Source organism: Pontibacter arcticus (genome assembly GCF_003284895.1).
In the GTDB taxonomy this organism is placed as follows: domain Bacteria; phylum Bacteroidota; class Bacteroidia; order Cytophagales; family Hymenobacteraceae; genus Pontibacter; species Pontibacter arcticus.
Genome location: NZ_QMDV01000003.1, coordinates 76,834 through 93,817 on the forward strand (window position 1 = coordinate 76,834; position 16,984 = coordinate 93,817).

General features: G+C 46.6%; 14 protein-coding genes. 6 read left to right on the plus strand and 8 right to left on the minus strand.

Annotated elements, in window-relative coordinates:
• The first annotated feature begins 60 nt into the window (after positions 1–60).
• Both DP923_RS09830 and DP923_RS09835 read left to right on the plus strand, forming a co-directional pair.
• Positions 61–1,041: a radical SAM protein gene (locus tag DP923_RS09830; protein ID WP_112305696.1), complete on the plus strand. Its 981-nt coding sequence runs from the start codon at positions 61–63 to the stop codon at positions 1,039–1,041.
• A gap of 82 nt (positions 1,042–1,123) precedes the next feature.
• The gene (locus DP923_RS09835; protein WP_112305697.1) at positions 1,124–1,642 is read left to right on the plus strand and encodes a gamma carbonic anhydrase family protein; all 519 of its coding nucleotides are present in this window, start codon (positions 1,124–1,126) and stop codon (positions 1,640–1,642) included.
• Positions 1,643–2,081: 439 nt separating this feature from the next.
• Here DP923_RS09835 and DP923_RS09845 read toward each other — a convergent pair whose 3' ends face one another.
• On the minus strand, positions 2,082–3,395 hold the full coding sequence (locus tag DP923_RS09845; RefSeq protein ID WP_112305699.1) for a hemolysin family protein: 1,314 nt from the start codon (positions 3,393–3,395) through the stop codon (positions 2,082–2,084).
• A 229-nt stretch (positions 3,396–3,624) separates the two neighbouring features.
• Entirely contained in the window at positions 3,625–3,936 is a 312-nt protein-coding gene (locus tag DP923_RS09850) for a hypothetical protein (protein WP_112305700.1), read from the minus strand.
• Between the two features lie 435 nt (positions 3,937–4,371).
• Between DP923_RS09850 and DP923_RS09855 the strand changes: the two genes are divergently transcribed.
• Complete coding sequence (locus tag DP923_RS09855; protein WP_112305701.1) at positions 4,372–6,531, plus strand: protein-disulfide reductase DsbD family protein; 2,160 nt, start codon at positions 4,372–4,374, stop codon at positions 6,529–6,531.
• A 129-nt stretch (positions 6,532–6,660) separates the two neighbouring features.
• On the opposite strand, the gene DP923_RS09860 is transcribed toward DP923_RS09855, so the two are convergent.
• From DP923_RS09860 to DP923_RS09870, 3 genes are all read right to left on the minus strand, one after another.
• Positions 6,661–7,269, minus strand: coding sequence for a superoxide dismutase (locus DP923_RS09860; protein WP_112305702.1), 609 nt, complete (start codon positions 7,267–7,269; stop codon positions 6,661–6,663).
• Between the two features lie 76 nt (positions 7,270–7,345).
• Positions 7,346–7,801, minus strand: coding sequence for a nucleoside deaminase (locus DP923_RS09865; protein WP_239020997.1), 456 nt, complete (start codon positions 7,799–7,801; stop codon positions 7,346–7,348).
• 85 nt (positions 7,802–7,886) lie between these two features.
• Positions 7,887–8,435: a hypothetical protein gene (locus DP923_RS09870; RefSeq protein ID WP_239020998.1), complete on the minus strand. Its 549-nt coding sequence runs from the start codon at positions 8,433–8,435 to the stop codon at positions 7,887–7,889.
• A gap of 178 nt (positions 8,436–8,613) precedes the next feature.
• Between DP923_RS09870 and DP923_RS09875 the strand changes: the two genes are divergently transcribed.
• From DP923_RS09875 to DP923_RS09890, 3 genes are all read left to right on the plus strand, one after another.
• Positions 8,614–9,054, plus strand: coding sequence for a hypothetical protein (locus tag DP923_RS09875; RefSeq protein WP_112306227.1), 441 nt, complete (start codon positions 8,614–8,616; stop codon positions 9,052–9,054).
• A 646-nt stretch (positions 9,055–9,700) separates the two neighbouring features.
• Positions 9,701–11,449, plus strand: a complete 1,749-nt coding sequence (aspS, locus tag DP923_RS09885; RefSeq protein ID WP_112305705.1) for an aspartate--tRNA ligase — start codon at positions 9,701–9,703, stop codon at positions 11,447–11,449.
• Positions 11,450–11,466: 17 nt separating this feature from the next.
• On the plus strand, positions 11,467–12,015 hold the full coding sequence (locus tag DP923_RS09890) for a GNAT family N-acetyltransferase (RefSeq protein WP_112305706.1): 549 nt from the start codon (positions 11,467–11,469) through the stop codon (positions 12,013–12,015).
• A gap of 83 nt (positions 12,016–12,098) precedes the next feature.
• On the opposite strand, the gene DP923_RS09895 is transcribed toward DP923_RS09890, so the two are convergent.
• Genes DP923_RS09895 through nuoL form a run of 3 tightly spaced genes read right to left on the minus strand, consistent with a single transcriptional unit; the run spans position 12,099 to position 16,955 of the window.
• Positions 12,099–13,481: an NADH-quinone oxidoreductase subunit N gene (locus tag DP923_RS09895; RefSeq protein ID WP_112305707.1), complete on the minus strand. Its 1,383-nt coding sequence runs from the start codon at positions 13,479–13,481 to the stop codon at positions 12,099–12,101.
• 39 nt (positions 13,482–13,520) lie between these two features.
• The gene (locus DP923_RS09900; RefSeq protein WP_112305708.1) at positions 13,521–14,984 is read right to left on the minus strand and encodes a complex I subunit 4 family protein; all 1,464 of its coding nucleotides are present in this window, start codon (positions 14,982–14,984) and stop codon (positions 13,521–13,523) included.
• 12 nt (positions 14,985–14,996) lie between these two features.
• Positions 14,997–16,955 (minus strand): NADH-quinone oxidoreductase subunit L, encoded by a 1,959-nt coding sequence (gene nuoL / locus DP923_RS09905; RefSeq protein WP_112305709.1) that lies wholly within the window; start codon positions 16,953–16,955, stop codon positions 14,997–14,999.
• Between the last annotated feature and the right edge of the window lie 29 nt (positions 16,956–16,984).

Here is a 16,984-nt window from a genome sequence, read left to right on the forward strand (position 1 = left end):
GATTTCTTATTTCCAGAACAAAACTCGTAATTCGTACTTCTTAATTCGTAATTAAAACTGATGCGCCTAACATCCAAACCTGTACTTTGCAACTATTACGTTACCTACCGCTGTAACGCAAAGTGCTCGTTCTGTGATATCTGGGAAAAACCATCGCCTTATATTACCCTGGAAGATGTTGCGCAAAACCTGCGCGACCTGAAAAAGCTGGGCGTACAGGTGATCGATTTTACCGGTGGCGAACCATTATTGCACCGCCAGATAGACCAGATGCTTGCCATGGCGCACGAAATGGGCTTTATTACCACGCTCACCACTAATGCCATGCTTTATCCCAAATTAGCCCAGAAGCTGAAAGGGAAAATAGACATGCTGCACTTTTCGCTGGATTCTGCGGATAAAGAAACACACGACAAAGGCCGCGGTGTGGCCTGCTATGATTTTGTAATGGAATCGGTAAGGGTGGCGAAAGAACTGGGCGAGCGGCCAGATATTCTGTTTACTGTTTTCAAGCACAACCTGCACCAACTGGAAGAGGTCTACCAGAAAATCATACTTCCAAACAAACTCGTCCTCATCCTTAATCCGGCTTTTGAGTATAATGCCGTAGAAACTGGCGAGCGTTTATCCGAAGAAGAACTCGATTACCTGACAGCCTTTGGCAAACGCAAACAAGTATACCTGAACGAAGGCTTTATAGAATTGCGGCGCGATGGCGGCAATCATACTTCCAAACCTGTCTGTAAAGCAGCCAGCACCACACTCGTAATTTCTCCGGACAATGAGCTGGTTCTGCCATGTTATCATCTCGGTACCCAAGCCTTTCCGATAAATGGCGACCTTTATACTTTATACTTATCGGAAGAAGTAGAAGCGCTTAAAAAGCTGGAAGGGAAATTACCGGCCTGCGAAGGCTGCACCATTAACTGTTACATGCAGCCAAGCTTTGCCGTAGAAGTAAATAAATATTTCTGGAAGGCATTGCCCAGCACGCTCCGTTATAATTACTACAAAGGCACCTGGAAACGCATGTTCGCCTGATACAGGTTTTCAAAGTGTAAATCCGGAAGAAATTTACCCTAATTCGTAATTCGTAATTTTTAATTTGTAATTCAAAATATATATGCCAGTTATACTTCCTGTAAAAGGCGTGAAACCCCAGATGGGCGAAGAATGCTTTATAGCCCCGAATGCAACGATTGTAGGCGATGTGATTATGGGCGATGAATGTACCGTTTGGTTTAACGCTGTTATCCGTGGCGATGTAAACAGCATCCGGATCGGGAATAAATCAAATATACAGGATGGTGCCGTGATCCATTGTACTTACGAGAAAGCCGCGACTACCATTGGCAATAACGTATCGGTAGGGCATAACGCGATTGTGCACGGCTGTACTGTAGAGGATAATGTGCTGATTGGGATGGGATCTATTGTGATGGATAACGTGGTGGTGCAGAAAAACTGTATCGTGGCTGCAGGCGCTATCGTACTTGAAAACACTATCTGCGAATCGGGCTGGATCTATGCAGGCATTCCGGCCAAGAAAGTAAAACAGCTAAGCGCAGCGCAGATCGAAGGCCTGGATAAGGTAGCCAACAACTATGTAATGTATGGTGGTTGGTTTACAGGAAAAGAATAGAGGCTAGTTGGTTTTATACTTTGCTGGCTTAATAGAAAAGTTCTTGTGTTATTGTTGGCTTATCGCCTCGCTTTTGCTTGACAAGTTTAACCACCCCGCCTGCGGCACCCCTCCTTGAAAAAAGGAGGGGAGTTGGTTTAGCCAAAGACTCTTGCTCTTAATTGAAGTATACTTTATACTTTGATCGAAGAAAAAAACCTCTCCAGTTTTCGCGTGAAGCGCCTTGTGAATTTCCGGTGCGCAGCAGCCGTAAGGCAGGGAATGAACACAGCGCTGAAGGGGAAAACGCGGCCAGCGCGGCCGCCGAGCGCGAAAGCATGCTATACAACAAGAACTATCCAAGATAAGAAAGCCAAACTACGCCAGCAAAGTATAAACTATCAACCCTCAAAGTATAAACTTCCGGAAGCTGACTTTCTATTTAAGCTGCTTTATACTTTTAAAGTAGGTTATCGCGCACTTCCTCGCGTACGGTAAGCTGTACCCATTCCACGCGGCGCTCCGACCGCTCGAGTACCTTCACTTCATACTCTTTGTAAGTAGCCATTTCGCTGCTGTCTTCTGGTATCTGGCCATAGAGTACGTTCACAAAACCGCCTACGGTTTCGTAATCTTCGCCTTCGGGCAGGGAGTAGGGCAGGTGGTCGTTGGCATCTGAGATGGCAGCCGAGCCGTTCACTTTATACTCAAAATCGCTGAGGCGTTCCACGATCGGTGCTTCCTCATCATATTCATCCTGTATCTCGCCAACCAGTTCTTCAATAATATCCTCGATGGTAACAATACCGGAAACACCGCCAAACTCGTCGGTAGCGATGGCCATGTGCATGTGGCGGCGCTGGAACTGCTTAAGCAGGCGGTTAATTTTTTTGGTTTCAGGAATGAAGTAGGCAGGGCGCATCAGTTTTTCGATAACGATCGGTTCGCCGAGGCGCATGATGTTCAGGATATCTTTTACGTAAAGTATACCCACAATATTATCGATGTTGCCATCATATACAGGCAGGCGCGAATAACCTTCGTTAAAGATCACATCCATCAGGTCCGTTTCTGCAATGTGCACATCAATAGCGATCATCTTGGTACGGGGCACCTGTATCTGTTTTACCATGCGCTCATTAAACTGGAACACATTCTCCATCAGCTCGTGCTGCGAATCCTGGATGGCGCCACTTTCCACGCTTTGCTCAAACAACAACCGGAGTTCTTCTGCGGAGTGTACTTCGGAGCCATGCACCGGCCGTATGCCCATCGAGCGGAGCACAGCATTGGCAAAACCATTCAGTAACCAGATAAACGGCCGGAACAGGATATAAAAGAAGCGAAGCGGAATAGAAACAGCCAGCGCCGTAGATTCGGAACGTTGAATGGCCAGCGATTTTGGAGCCAGCTCCCCAAACACAATGTGCAGTACCGTAATAATGGCAAACGAGATCGGAAGGGCAATGCTATGGGCCAGTGCCTCGCTGCCCTGATAGCCAAAGGCGTTCATAATATCAATTACAATGCGCGAAACCACACTTTCCCCGATCCAACCCAAACCAAGCGAAGCAAGCGTTATACCTAATTGTGTGGCCGATAGATAAGAATCGAGGTGGGAGAGCATGTGCTGCGCCATTTTAGCGAGCGAGTTACCGGTTTGTGCCCGAAGCTCAATCTGCGAAGCCCTTACTTTTACAATGGCAAACTCGGCTGCCACAAAAAAGCCGTTAAGCAGAACAAGAAATATTGTCAGGAAAATATCAAAAACCATAGTTTATAAAGCTGTGTTGTAGCCGGCAAAGGTGTAAAATTAACTAAAATAAAGGTTTTTGCCAGAAGAGTATACGCAACCAGGCTATTAAACCGCCATAACAGGGCAATGCAGGCCTACGAAGCTGTTTTAAATATACATCTTTTAATACATGCTTTACAAAAACGGGTTATTAAAATCAGAAAAGGCACCAAGCGGTGCCTTTTTGAGTAAAATAGCAATGCAGAATTCAGGATACGACGCTCAGTCTTGATACCTCGGCGGTGCTAAACAACTCGCTGGCATTTTCCTGCGACAGGCGGTGCAAAAATATGTGCTTTGCCATGTCTTCACTTATCAGTTGATAGGTGTTTTCCGCATCAGCATCTAGGAAGGGATTACAAAAAGAATAAATAAACTCATCTGTAAAGGTCTTGTATACCACATGAAAGTTGTGCTGCTCATCGCGCATCATTTTGATAGCTTTAAACAAACTTCCGAAAGATTTCCCGCAGGTTGTCTTTAAAGTAACAGTTGGGCTGGTGGTAAAATTTGCAGGCATACAAGCAAGGTTATTATTATAAATTATCTCATAGTTGTTATACATTTCATGCTTTAGATTGATTCCTGAACCTGTCAAAAAACTGGGTTTTGTTCGTGAATGCCAGTCTTTTAAGGGTGAATTATACTTTTAGCCTGTGGTCAATATTCAATTTATACTTCTAATGATACAAAGTTAAGGGGTATTTGCTGGAGAATATGTTATCAAATAGGTTCTGGTGTTACCATTTGGTTACCAGAGCTGGCGGTGTTCTCTGAAACTAAAAAAGAGCTGTAAAGCGAGTTGCGGGAGTTGTCTGTCCGGGGCATGTAGCAAGTATGGCAGCAGCTTACGTTATCCCGTTAAAAATCCATACTTTTGTGCTATCAAAACAAAAGCTTTCTTGTTACCCTGAAGTATAAATCAGCTTGCAAGTATAAAAGTAGAACAGCCCATATGTATACCCATAGATCCGGAAAATATTTACTAAGCCTTTTTTTGTTGCTTCTGGCAATGGCGGTGCAGGCCCAGGTCCTGAAACCCGCTACCTGGAGCTATGATGTTTCTAAAAAGCAGGCAGCCGTTGGCGAAGAAATAGAGCTTATCTTTAATGTTAAGATAGATAAAGACTGGTACCTGTATTCTTCGGATTTCGACCCGGAACTGGGGCCAATGGTTACTGAGTTTAAGTTTGCCAAACATCCCTCTTACGAACTGGTAGGCAAAATCAAACCGGTGAACCCAAAGAAAAAGTATGATGACCTGTGGGAAGGCGAGTATACTTACTTTGTAGGCACGGCGCAGTTCAGGCAGAAAATAAAAGTTCTGCAGCCCACCTTGCAGGTTAAAGGCAGCTACGAGTACCAGGTCTGCACGGATATCGATGGAAAATGTATTCCGTTTGATGATGATTTCACTTTTTCGAACAGCCAGGTAAGTATAAGCGGAACAGCCATTCCGGCCACTACCGCAACCGGCGCTACCGATGCGCCGGCAAGTATAAATATGCCTGCTGCAACCACTACAGCTCCTGATACAACAGCTACAGCTGCTGTTACTTCAGATACCGCTACCGCAAGTATAAACACTACCACTGCACAGGATACAGCTACACTTGCTGCCACTCCTGCAACTACTGCCTCAGAACCAGAGGAAGGCCTGCTGACCTTTATGCTGATCGCTTTCGGCTCTGGCCTGGTAGCACTGCTGACGCCCTGCGTATTCCCGATGGTGCCCATGACGGTGAGTTTCTTTACCGGCAGCAGCTCTAACCGGGGCCAGGCAATTTTTAAAGCGCTTATTTACGGCCTTTCCATCATCGCTATTTATACGGTTATCGGTACGGTGGTGGCGCGTTTGTTCGGGGCCGATGGGGCCAATTTTATCAGTACACACTGGCTGCCGAATGTTCTGTTCTTCCTGGTGTTCGTGATTTTTGCGATGTCTTTTTTCGGGATGTTCGAGATTACGCTGCCCAGTTCGTGGTTAAACAAAGTTGATGCGCAGGCGGATAAAGGCGGTTGGGTCGGTGTTTTTTTTATGGCATTTACTTTGGTGCTGGTTTCATTTTCGTGCACCGGGCCTATTGTCGGAAGTATACTGGTAGCTTCTGCCGGAGGCGAAACCCTGCGCCCCATTGTAGGGATGTTCGGTTTTTCGCTGGCGTTCGCGTTGCCGTTTACGTTATTTGCCATTTTTCCGTCGTGGTTAAAAGGCCTGCCAAAATCCGGTGGCTGGCTGAACTCCGTAAAAGTAGTTTTGGGTTTTATAGAGCTGGCTCTGGCGCTTAAATTCCTGAGCGTAGCCGATCAGGTGTACCATTGGGGCATCCTGGACAGGGAAGTATACCTGGCCCTCTGGATTGTGATATTTACTTTGATGGGCTTTTACCTGCTGGGCAAACTCAAGTTCTCACACGATTCAGATGTACCATACATCGGTGTGCCGCGTTTGTTTTTTGCGATTGCCACGTTTGGCTTTGTCGTGTACCTGGTGCCAGGGTTGTTTGGGGCGCCGCTGAAAGCCTTATCAGGTTACCTGCCACCGCAAGCTACTCACGATTTTGACTTAGCCGCCATTAACCGACAGGGCGGTGGCTCCATCGCAAATAACACAACTCAGCTTTGCGAAACGCCTAAGTATAGCGACTTCCTGCATTTGCCGCACGGCTTGCAGGGCTACTTCGATCTGGAACAAGCCAAGAAATGTGCTGCCGAACAGGGCAAACCCATCTTTATTGATTTTACCGGCCACGGTTGCGTTAACTGCCGCGAAATGGAAGCCAATGTATGGTCGGACCCGCAGGTGCTAAAGCGCCTTCAGGAAGATTACATCATAGTGGCTTTGTATGTAGATGATAAAACTGAGCTGGCCGAAAACGAAAAGTATATCAGTAAGTATGACAGCAAAGAAAAAGCGACCATCGGTAAAAAGTACGCCGATTACCAGATAACCAAATTCAATGTAAACGCGCAGCCATACTATGTGCTGATGGATGAAAACGAGAATGTGCTGGTAAAACCTACGGCCTATGACCTGAGCGTTGAGAATTTTGTGAAGTTCCTGGATGCAGGCGTGGCAGCGTATAAAGCAAAGCAGCAGGTAGCGCAGCAATAACGCAGGATGAAAGTATAAACAGAATTTCTGAGCATTAAAGTATAAAAAAATCCCCGTCGTTTCCGGCGGGGATTTTTTGTTGGGCAAAAGGTCTTATGTCTTTTGTCCTGTATCTGACGTCAGAACAAATTATTTTGCCTCGTTATAGCGACGTGTTACTTCTTCCCAGTTTACTACGTTCCAGAAAGCGTTTACGTAATCCGGACGGCGGTTCTGATAGTTCAGGTAATAGGCATGTTCCCACACGTCAAGGCCTAAGATTGGCGTGCCGGCGCAACCTTCAGCGAATGGCATAAGTGGGTTATCCTGGTTTGGTGTAGAACATACTTCCAGTTTACCACCAGCTACACATAGCCAGGCCCAGCCAGAACCGAAACGGGTAGCTGCTGCTGCGTTAAATTTCTCTTTCATCTGGTCGAAAGAACCGAATGCTTCGTTTATTGCTTCTGCCAGCTCGCCTGTTGGTTGTCCGCCGCCGTTTGGTGACAGGATAGTCCAGAACAGGTTGTGGTTGTAATAGCCGCCACCGTTGTTACGTACCGCTTTGTTATCGCCGCTAAAGCTGGAGAAGATCTCCTCGATAGACATGTTTTCCAGTTCAGTGCCTGCAATGGCATTGTTCAGGTTAGTTGTATAAGCCTGGTGGTGTTTTGTATGGTGGATTTCCATGGTGCGCGCATCGATGTGCGGCTCCAGTGCGTCGTAAGCATAAGGTAGGTTCGGAAGTTCGAAAGCCATAGTTTCTATAGTTTTAGGATTGATAATGATTTACTCTTGTAGGCACAAAAATGTGTACGCTTCAAGCCAAAGTTAGTTAATTTCTTTTATTGGCAAAGAAAGAAGCCATCAGCGCAGCACACTCATCGGCCATTATGCCGCTTACCATTTCCGTTTTAGGATGCAGCAAGTTGCCTACCCTTCTATAACCGCGTTTGGGCTCTGTTGTTCCGAAAACCACCCTTTTTAGCTGTGCCCAGTAACTGGCACCGGCACACATCACGCAGGGCTCCACGGTTACATACAACGTGCAGTCGTGTAAGTATTTGTTGCCCAGGTACTCGGAGGCGGCTGTAAAAGCAAGCATTTCGGCGTGGGCGGTTACATCGTTCAGCTTTTCGGTCTGGTTATAGGCTTTGGCAATAATGCGGTTGTTGCACACGATCACGGCACCTATCGGAATTTCATCTTCCTCGAAAGCGTACGTAGCCTGCTTGTACGCTTCTTTCATAAAATAATCGTCGCTGTAAATAGAGAGTATATCGTCGTTCATCTTGGTCGTTTTAAAGTAGCGAAACTATAAAAAAGAAGCCCCTCCGGCAAAGGAGAGGCTTATGGTATGGGTGCTTAAAGTATAATTATTTAATCACAACAGATTCCATGATCTGGCGGGTAGTTTCCTGCCAATCGTTTTTCATGGCAAACGGTACGTGCATGGTAAATATCAGCAACTGGTCGCCCTGGATGGTATACTGTACGATGCTATACTTGTTCATCGGTTTTAAATTGCTGGCCTGGCGGTCTTCTGATACAGTAGAAACGTATTCGAAAACGATGTAATCTTTGCCTTTTACCTGCTTTACCTCATCCCGGATAAAATCAACTTTAGAGAAGCGCTCCAGTAAATTGGCTTTGTAAAACTCGCGTAGCATCGCCAGATCGGCCGCCCTGAACTGCGATTTTTTTTGTGTTACACTGAAATCTATCTGGCCGTTAGGACTGGTATAAACTGCCAGCGGGCGGGTAGTAGCCGGATAGCTGCGGGCAATGCCATCATCGTTCATGGGTGTGAAATCCTGTGGCAGCAGCACACTAATTTCTTTGCTGATCTGTACTTTCTTCAGTTTCGGTTTGGCGAAGGCCACACCTGCCATCAGAATAATAGCTAAAAAGGCTAAATAACGCATGTTCATAAATTAGAAAGGCAAAGCTATAAAATATTGGTCAAAAGTAGGTAGCGGTTGCTGTGCAATTACTTTGCCAATTAGAGCGTAACGGTTTACTGGTTTAAGGAAACCAAATATCTTCTTGCTCATTTCTTCGTTAGAACAGCATAGCATTATCAATCTGAAAACAAACAAAACTATGTTAGAAAATATCATTAACAGCGTAAAAGGCCAGCTTACCGGCGAGCTTCAGAACAAATTCCAGTTGCAGCCCGACACCGCCAGCAAATCTGTGGACCTGGCAAAAGATAGCCTGGCAGCCGGCTTAAAACAACAAGCTTCCAGTGGTGATTTCGGTGGGATGATGGATATCCTGAAAGGCCAGAAAAGCCCAACCGAGCACAGCGGCATGAACAGCATGATCGGCAATTATGTGAACGACCTGACTACCAAACTAGGTGTACCCGAAAGTATAGCCAAGCAGGTAGGCCCGTTTGTTATTTCGTTTTTGATGAACAAAGTATCGGGCAAAGTAAGCGCAGATGGTACAAGTCAGAGCGATTTAATGGGCATGTTTGGCGGTATTAAAGATAAACTGTCGGGTGGTTTGGGTGATAAGTTAGGCGGGTTGTTTAAGTAACAATTATAGAATAAGGCTTTATACTTTGCTGGCGTAGCTCCTTCCTTAGTTAACTGAGAAGCTGTTGTTTCATTGTGTGCTTTCGCGCTCGGCAGCCGCGCTGGCTGCGTTTTCGCCTTCAGCGCTGTGTTAATTCCCTGTCTTGCGACTGCCACTTACGTGGCACCGGAAATTCACAAGGCGCTTCACGCGAAAACTGGAAAGGTTTTTTTCTTCGATCAGTTATTTCTCTTTTCATGTACTTTTTAATTATTGTCAATCGAAGAGAGAACTTATCCCAGTTCTTGGGTTGAGCGCCTTTTACTTGTTGCGGTGCCATGTAAGTGGCAGCCCGTAGCAGAGCGAGGGCAGCTTCAAGTAAACAGCGCGATGCCCGAGAACGAGTCCCAGCGGACTTGGAGCGAAAAAGCTACCTATAAAACTTATACTTTAAAAGTAGAGAAAGCATTCAACTACGCCAGCAAAGTATAAATCCTCACTTATACCATTCAGCTACTCCAGCAAAGTATAAATGCAATCAAACTTAATTCAAAGCAGAACGGCTATACTTTAAAGTATGGCCGTTCTGCTTTGAAAAGCCTTTCCTGCCTTATACTTCCGAAAACAATTCTTACTTTTGTGGTAAGATAAAACTGAAAATAAGACGATGCTTCGAACTCATACTTGCGGAGAACTACGGCTTGAGAACGTAGGGAAAGAGGTTACATTAGCTGGCTGGGTACAGCGCCTGCGCGACAAAGGCGGCATGTTGTGGATAGATTTGCGCGACCGTTATGGCCTGACGCAGCTCTCTTTTGAAGAAGGCATTACGCCAGCCGATGTATTGGTGCAGGCTCGTAGCCTGGGCCGTGAGTTTGTGCTGCGTGTAACCGGTAACGTGATCGAGCGCGAATCGAAGAACGATAAAATGCCGACCGGCGAAGTGGAAATCAAAGTAACAAACCTGGAAATTCTGAACCCAGCCAAGTTACCTCCTTTCATGATTGAAGATGATACCGATGGCGGCGACGACCTGCGCATGAAATACCGTTACCTGGATTTGCGTCGCGCCCCGGTGCGCCGAAATCTAGAGTTGCGCCACCGCATGATGCGCGAAACCCGTAATTATCTCGATAATTTAAGCTTTATAGAAGTAGAAACGCCGGTTCTGATCAAATCTACGCCAGAAGGGGCCCGCGATTTTGTGGTGCCAAGCCGCATGAACCCCGGCGAGTTTTATGCCTTGCCGCAATCGCCACAAACCTTTAAGCAGTTGCTGATGGTTTCGGGTTTCGATAAGTATTACCAGATCGTAAAATGCTTCAGAGACGAAGACCTGCGTGCTGACCGTCAGCCGGAGTTTACCCAGATAGATTGCGAAATGGCTTTCGTAACCCAGGAGGATATCCTGAACACCTTTGAAGGCTTTATCCGCCACTTGTTCGAAAAAGTGAAAGGCGTTACGATCGATCAGTTACCACGCATGACCTATGCTGATGCAGCCAGATACTATGGTTCTGATAAGCCGGATACGCGCTTCGAAATGCGTTTTGTGGAGCTGAACGCGCTGGTAAAAGACAAAGGCTTTAAAGTATTTGATGATGCCGAACTGGTAGTTGGTATTAACGCCAAAGGTGCAGCCAGCTATACCCGTAAGCAACTCGACGAACTGACCGATTTTGTACGTCGTCCGCAGATTGGCGCTACCGGCCTGGTATACGCCCGCGTTAACGAAGACGGAAGTATAAAATCATCTGTTGATAAATTCTACTCGTCAGAAGACCTGCAGGAGTGGGGCAAAGCGTTTAACGCGGAGCCAGGCGACCTATTGCTTATACTTGCCGGCGGCACTGATAAAACCCGCAAAGCGCTTAACGAGCTACGCCTGGAAATGGGCGAACGCCTTGGCCTGCGCGATAAGAATACATTCTCACCGCTATGGGTAGTTGATTTTCCGTTACTGGAGTGGGACGAAGAAGCACAGCGCTACCATGCCATGCACCACCCGTTCACATCGCCTAAGCCAGAAGACCTGGAATTGGTTGACAGCCGCCCGGGTGACATCCGCGCCAATGCCTATGATATGGTAATTAACGGTGTTGAAGTGGGTGGCGGTTCTATCCGTATCCATGACAGAACTTTGCAGGAGCAGATGTTTACGTTATTAGGTTTCTCGAAAGAAGAAGCTGAAAACCAATTCGGCTTCCTGATGAATGCCTTCGAATATGGTGCACCGCCACACGGTGGTATTGCCTTTGGTTTCGACAGGCTGTGCTCACTTTTCGGTGGCTCAGACTCTATCCGTGATTACATCGCCTTCCCGAAAAACAATTCCGGACGTGATGTGATGATTGATGCACCATCTTCTATTGCGGATGCACAACTAAACGAACTGCACATCCGCTTAAAAGGATAAGTTTTATAACCGGTTTAATGAAGGAAATCAATCAGTACTATACTTTAAAAAGAGGCGAGCAAGTTTTCATCAGGGAGGCAAAGTCTTCGGATTCTGCTGAACTACTGGAAACAATCCGCGAATATGTTTTTACAAGCAAGTACCTGTTGGTTTCTGCGGACGACCTGGAGCAGACAGTGGCAGACCAACGGGAATGGATCAGGAGCCTGAACGATAACCCTAATAGCCTGCTGTTAATTGCGGAGCATGAGGGTAAAATCATTGGCAACATCGACCTGACCGGAAGTATGGAATTTGATGAGAACCCAACGGGTATGCTTTCGATGGGTATCCTGAAGGCGTATCAGGGCAAAGGCTTAGGATCTATACTTTTGAAACTGGTACTGGACTGGGCACGCGCTAACCACCAACTTAAAGTGCTTTGTTTGCAGGTGTTTCAGGGGAACCAGAGCGCGATTAACCTTTATCTTAAAGCAGGTTTTACGGTGTTTGGCCAGCAGGGAACTACAACTTCCCTGGATGCAACTGATAGTTCGAACAACACCATCATGACGCTCAATCTATAGGTTTTATTTCTGACGCTACACCAATTATAAATAAGAAAGGCTGCCTGATGAAGGCAGCCTTTCTTATTTATAATTGGGTTTACTTATAGTATATCGCTAACCAGTGCCGGGGCTATACCTAGAAGTATGGTAAGCACTGTAATAAAGATCAGCATGAAAGAAGCAGAGCTGCTTACCTCAATTTTCTCGTCTGAAACAGCTGGCTGCATGTACATGGCAATAACTACTTTAAAGTAATAGTAAATACCTACAGCTGCCAGAATAACAGCTATTACCACCAGCCACATCAGGTTTGTATCTTCCAGCACGGATGCAAATACGAAGAATTTACCAAAGAAACCGGCTGTAAGCGGAATACCAGCCAAGGATAACATGGAAACGGTCATCACGAAAGCCAGCAGCGGGTTTGTTTTGGCGAGCCCGTTAAAGTGCTCAAAGTTTTTGCCGCCACGGTTGTTCTCTACGTATTGCAGTACGCCAAACGCTGCTACCGTTGCCGCAGAATAAGCAAGTGAGTAAAAGAAGATCGAAGCCTCAGAACGCTCATTAAAAGCGATCAGCGACATCAGCAGGTAACCGGCATGCGAAATACTGGAGTAAGCCAGCATACGTTTCGCGCTTTTCTGTACGGCTGCACCAATGTTACCAACTACCAGGGTTAATACCGTAATTGCGATTAGTGTCGGGAACCAGGTAGCGTAAGAAGCAGCAAAAGCGGCAAACATCAGTTTGTAAAAAGCAGCCACACCAGCTGTTTTTACCACCGTAGACATAAACGACGTGAAAAGCGTTGGTGTACCTTCGTAAACGTCCGGCGTCCAGAAATGGAATGGCGCTGCCGATATTTTAAAGGAAATACCGATGATCATCATTAAAAGCCCCAGCGTAAACATGTTGCTCATCAGGCCGTCTGTTGCCGCTTGTGCCGCGCCGATCTCTGTGATGTTAAACGTACCGGTTGCGCCATATACAAGAACGATCCCGAAGAGAAGTATACCTGTAAAGAAGGATCCCATCAAAAAATATTTCAGAGCGGCTTCGTTTGAGCGCAGGCTTTTTTTATCGCTGCCAGCCAGTACGTACATCGCAATGGAAAGAATCTCGATACCGATAAAGAGCGTGATGATATTCTCGAAGCTTACCATCATAATGGCACCTACCAGCGAGAAAAGCAGCAGAGAGTAATACTCGGCCAGGTTTTCGTCTTTTGCTTCGATGTAGCTTTGCGAGAACGGTAACAGCAGGAGCGTGGTTAGCACCATGATGCCGGTAAAAGCCACCGAGAAATTATCCACGGTAAGCATGTTGCTGAAGTAACTCTGGGTATTGTTCCAGCTAAGCAGGTTAACGCCAAATACTACTATTAGAAACAGCAGTACAATAGGCAGCATGATCCGCTTCGACTTCAGGAAGCCCAGAAAGAGGTTGACGATGCCAAAAAGGGATAGAAGTATAATCGAGGTCATGTCGTCTTATTTCCTTTTAGATAAATTTTATAAGGCCGCTTATCGCTTAATGATACTCAGCAGGTTATTGACAGCAGGCTCTGAGATGCTCAGGAATGTATTAGGGAACAAACCGATCCAGAACACCATGATCACCAATGGGATAAGCACAGCCAGTTCGCTTGCGCTCAGGTCGCGGAAAGCCTCGGTGTGCTCTGATTTATTGCCGAACATCACACCCTGGAACATACGCAGCATGTATACCGCACCAAGTATAATGGTAAGACCGGCAACGGCACCAAACCAGGCATTGTACTGGTAAACGCCCATCAGCAACAGGAACTCGCCAATGAAACCGTTTGTAAGCGGCAGCGCGATAGAGCCCATCAGCAGGATCATAAAGAAAATAGAAAGGCCTTTGGCATTTTGCGTGATACCGCCCAGGCTGGAAATTTCTCTTGTGTTGGTTTGGCGCTGGATAATGTCGATGATGAAGAAAAGACCTGTAACGTTAATACCGTGGCTCAGCATCTGGATAATGCCGCCTTGCAAGCCTTGCTCGTTCAGGGTGAAGATACCTGCCGCGATCAGGCCAACGTGTGCGATAGAAGAATAAGCAATCAGACGCTTTAAATCGCGCTGACGAATGGCGATGATAGAAGCGTACACAATACCGATAATGGAAAGTACAAGCACCAGTTCATCCCACTGGCTTACGCCCATCGGTACAACCGGTAATAACCAGCGCAGCACACCATAAATACCCATTTTCAGCATGATGCCTGAAAGAAGCATGGTAGCCTGCGCAGGAGACTCTGTATAGGTATCCGGTTGCCAGGTATGGAACGGGAACACTGGCATTTTAATAGCAAAGGCAATGAACAGGAACCAGAAAACCCAGCTCTGCGTGTCAGAATCAAGAGCCAGTTGGTAGAACGCCTGCACATCCGAAGAGTGAGCAGAAGCGCCTGTTGCACCTGTCTGGAAGTATAAGTATACAAATGCAGCCAGCATAAACAGCGAGCCGAAGATGGTATATACAAAAAACTTGAATGTTACTTTTATACGATTCTCACCTCCCCAGATGGCGGCAATAAAGTAGATCGGAATCAAGGCAACTTCCCAGAAGAAGTAGAACAGGAAAGCATCCAGCGATACGAAAACCCCGATCAAACCAGTTTGCATAAACAGCACCAGCGCATAAAAAATATGCGGGTTTTTATAATCGTGCTTAAACGCGGAGAGTATGATCAACGGAACCAGGAATGTTGTCAGAAGGACCATCAGCAAACTGATGCCATCCATTCCGATACTGAAACTAATGCCGGCACTTTCTACCCAAGGCATGTTGAGCGACAGTTGCATGGCACCATCCGTAGAATCAAACTGAGAGGTAGCGAACAGAGCAAGCGCAAATTCAACAAGCGCCGCAATAAAGGCCACTTTCTTGGCACCCTGCCCTTTTATGAGCAGCACCAGCAGTGCAGCTAAGGCAGGCCAGAAAAGTAATAGAGCTGTTATCATTTTCTAAGAACCTTAACCGATAAAGAAGTTTAAAAATAAGATCAGGGCGATGCTGAACACCATTATAAGGATGTAAAATCCAATCGCACCGCTTTGTGCATAACGCAGCGTGCGGCCACTCAGCATGACTACTTTGCCCACGCCATTCACAATACCATCTACGACTAGCAGATCAATAAACCGGAAGAACGCACCGGAAAGCCACATCAGCGGGCGAACAATGATCGTGTTGTACAGTTCGTCGATGTAGTATTTGTTGTAAATGAGGTTATGAACAGGCGATAGTCTGGCACCTTCCGGAGCTGGGCGCGTGCTTTTGCTCACATACATTACATAGGCAATGATGATCGCTACAATGGCTACACCAACCGAAATAGCCATCAGCATATATTCTGTCGCATGGTCTAAGTGTAGGGGTTCGATGGCAGCGCCGTTGGCAAGTCTTGCGAAATCATAGATAGGAGCCAGGAAATCGCCGAGGTAATGCGTTGCTCCAAACACGGCCGGAATCCCTAAGAAACCACCGATCGTAGAAAGTATAGCCAGCACAATAAGCGGGATCGTCATGGAGGCAGGCGACTCGTGCAGGTGGCTGCGCTGCGATTCGGTACCTCTGAACTCTCCGAAGAAGGTCAGGAATAACAAGCGGAACATGTAGAAAGCCGTCATGAAGGAAGTCAGTACACCAAACGCCCACATGATCTTGTCATGCTCGTATACATGCGCCAGCAACTCATCTTTCGAGAAGAAACCGGCAAACGGCGGTATACCTGAAATAGCCAGCGTACCGATCAGGAAGGTAAGGAACGTAACCGGAACATACTTGCGAAGGCCACCCATGTTGCGGATATCCTGCTCGTTGCTCATGGCGTGTATCACAGAACCAGCTCCTAAGAACAATAAAGCTTTAAAGAAAGCGTGCGTTAAAACGTGGAAGATGGAAGATGAAAAGGCCATCACGCCCAGTGCCAGGAACATATACCCCAGCTGCGAAACAGTAGAGTAAGCCAATACTTTTTTGATATCATTCTGAGCAAGGCCAATGGTAGCAGCTACAAGTGCCGTTGCCAGACCTACATAAGCTATCACATCCAAAGTAGTAGGAGCCAATACGTAAAGCACATTCGAGCGAAGTACCATGTAAATACCTGCTGTTACCATGGTTGCCGCGTGTATCAGGGCCGAAACAGGCGTTGGACCGGCCATCGCATCAGGTAACCAGGTAAATAAAGGCAACTGCGCACTTTTACCCATAGCACCGATAAACAGGAGCAGGGTAATCGCGATCATCACCGGTGAATCGATGGAAGTATAACGGGCAGCTTCAGCAAAAACCTGCGGGTAACTTACACTGCCGAATGTAATGAAGATCAGGAAAATGCCTAACAGAAAGCCCAAATCCCCGATGCGGTTCATGATGAAAGCTTTCTTGGCGGCATTATTATAGTTTGTGTTCTTGTTCCAGAAACCGATGAGCAGGTACGAGCAAAGTCCTACGCCTTCCCAGCCAACAAACATCATCACGTAGTTAGAGCCCATTACTAACAGGAGCATCGAGAACATGAACAGGTTAATGAAAGCGAAGAATTTGCCATAGTTTTCGTCGTGGCTCATGTAGCCGGCTGAGTAAACGTGGATCAGGAAACCGATACCGGTAACCATCAGCATCATCAGCAAGGTTAACTGATCGATCAGGAAAGAGAACCCGATCTGCAGCGTGCCTACCGAGATCCAGCTGTAAAAGTCTACTACATAGGGTTTACTGCCGTTGGCTGTAAAATCCAGGAAAAGGTAAACAGTGATCAGGAAAGAGGCCAGCACCGTAGCGCTACCAATTAACCCGACAAGGCCTTTGGCTATTTTGCGGTTGCCGAGTCCGTTCAGGATAAAGCCAAGCAGTGGCAACAACGGAATGAGCAAACAGAGCAGTGCCATGTCCTCGTTATTGCTGGGCATTACTATCTCTTGCATTTATGTTGGATTTAGAATTCAGGGTTAGA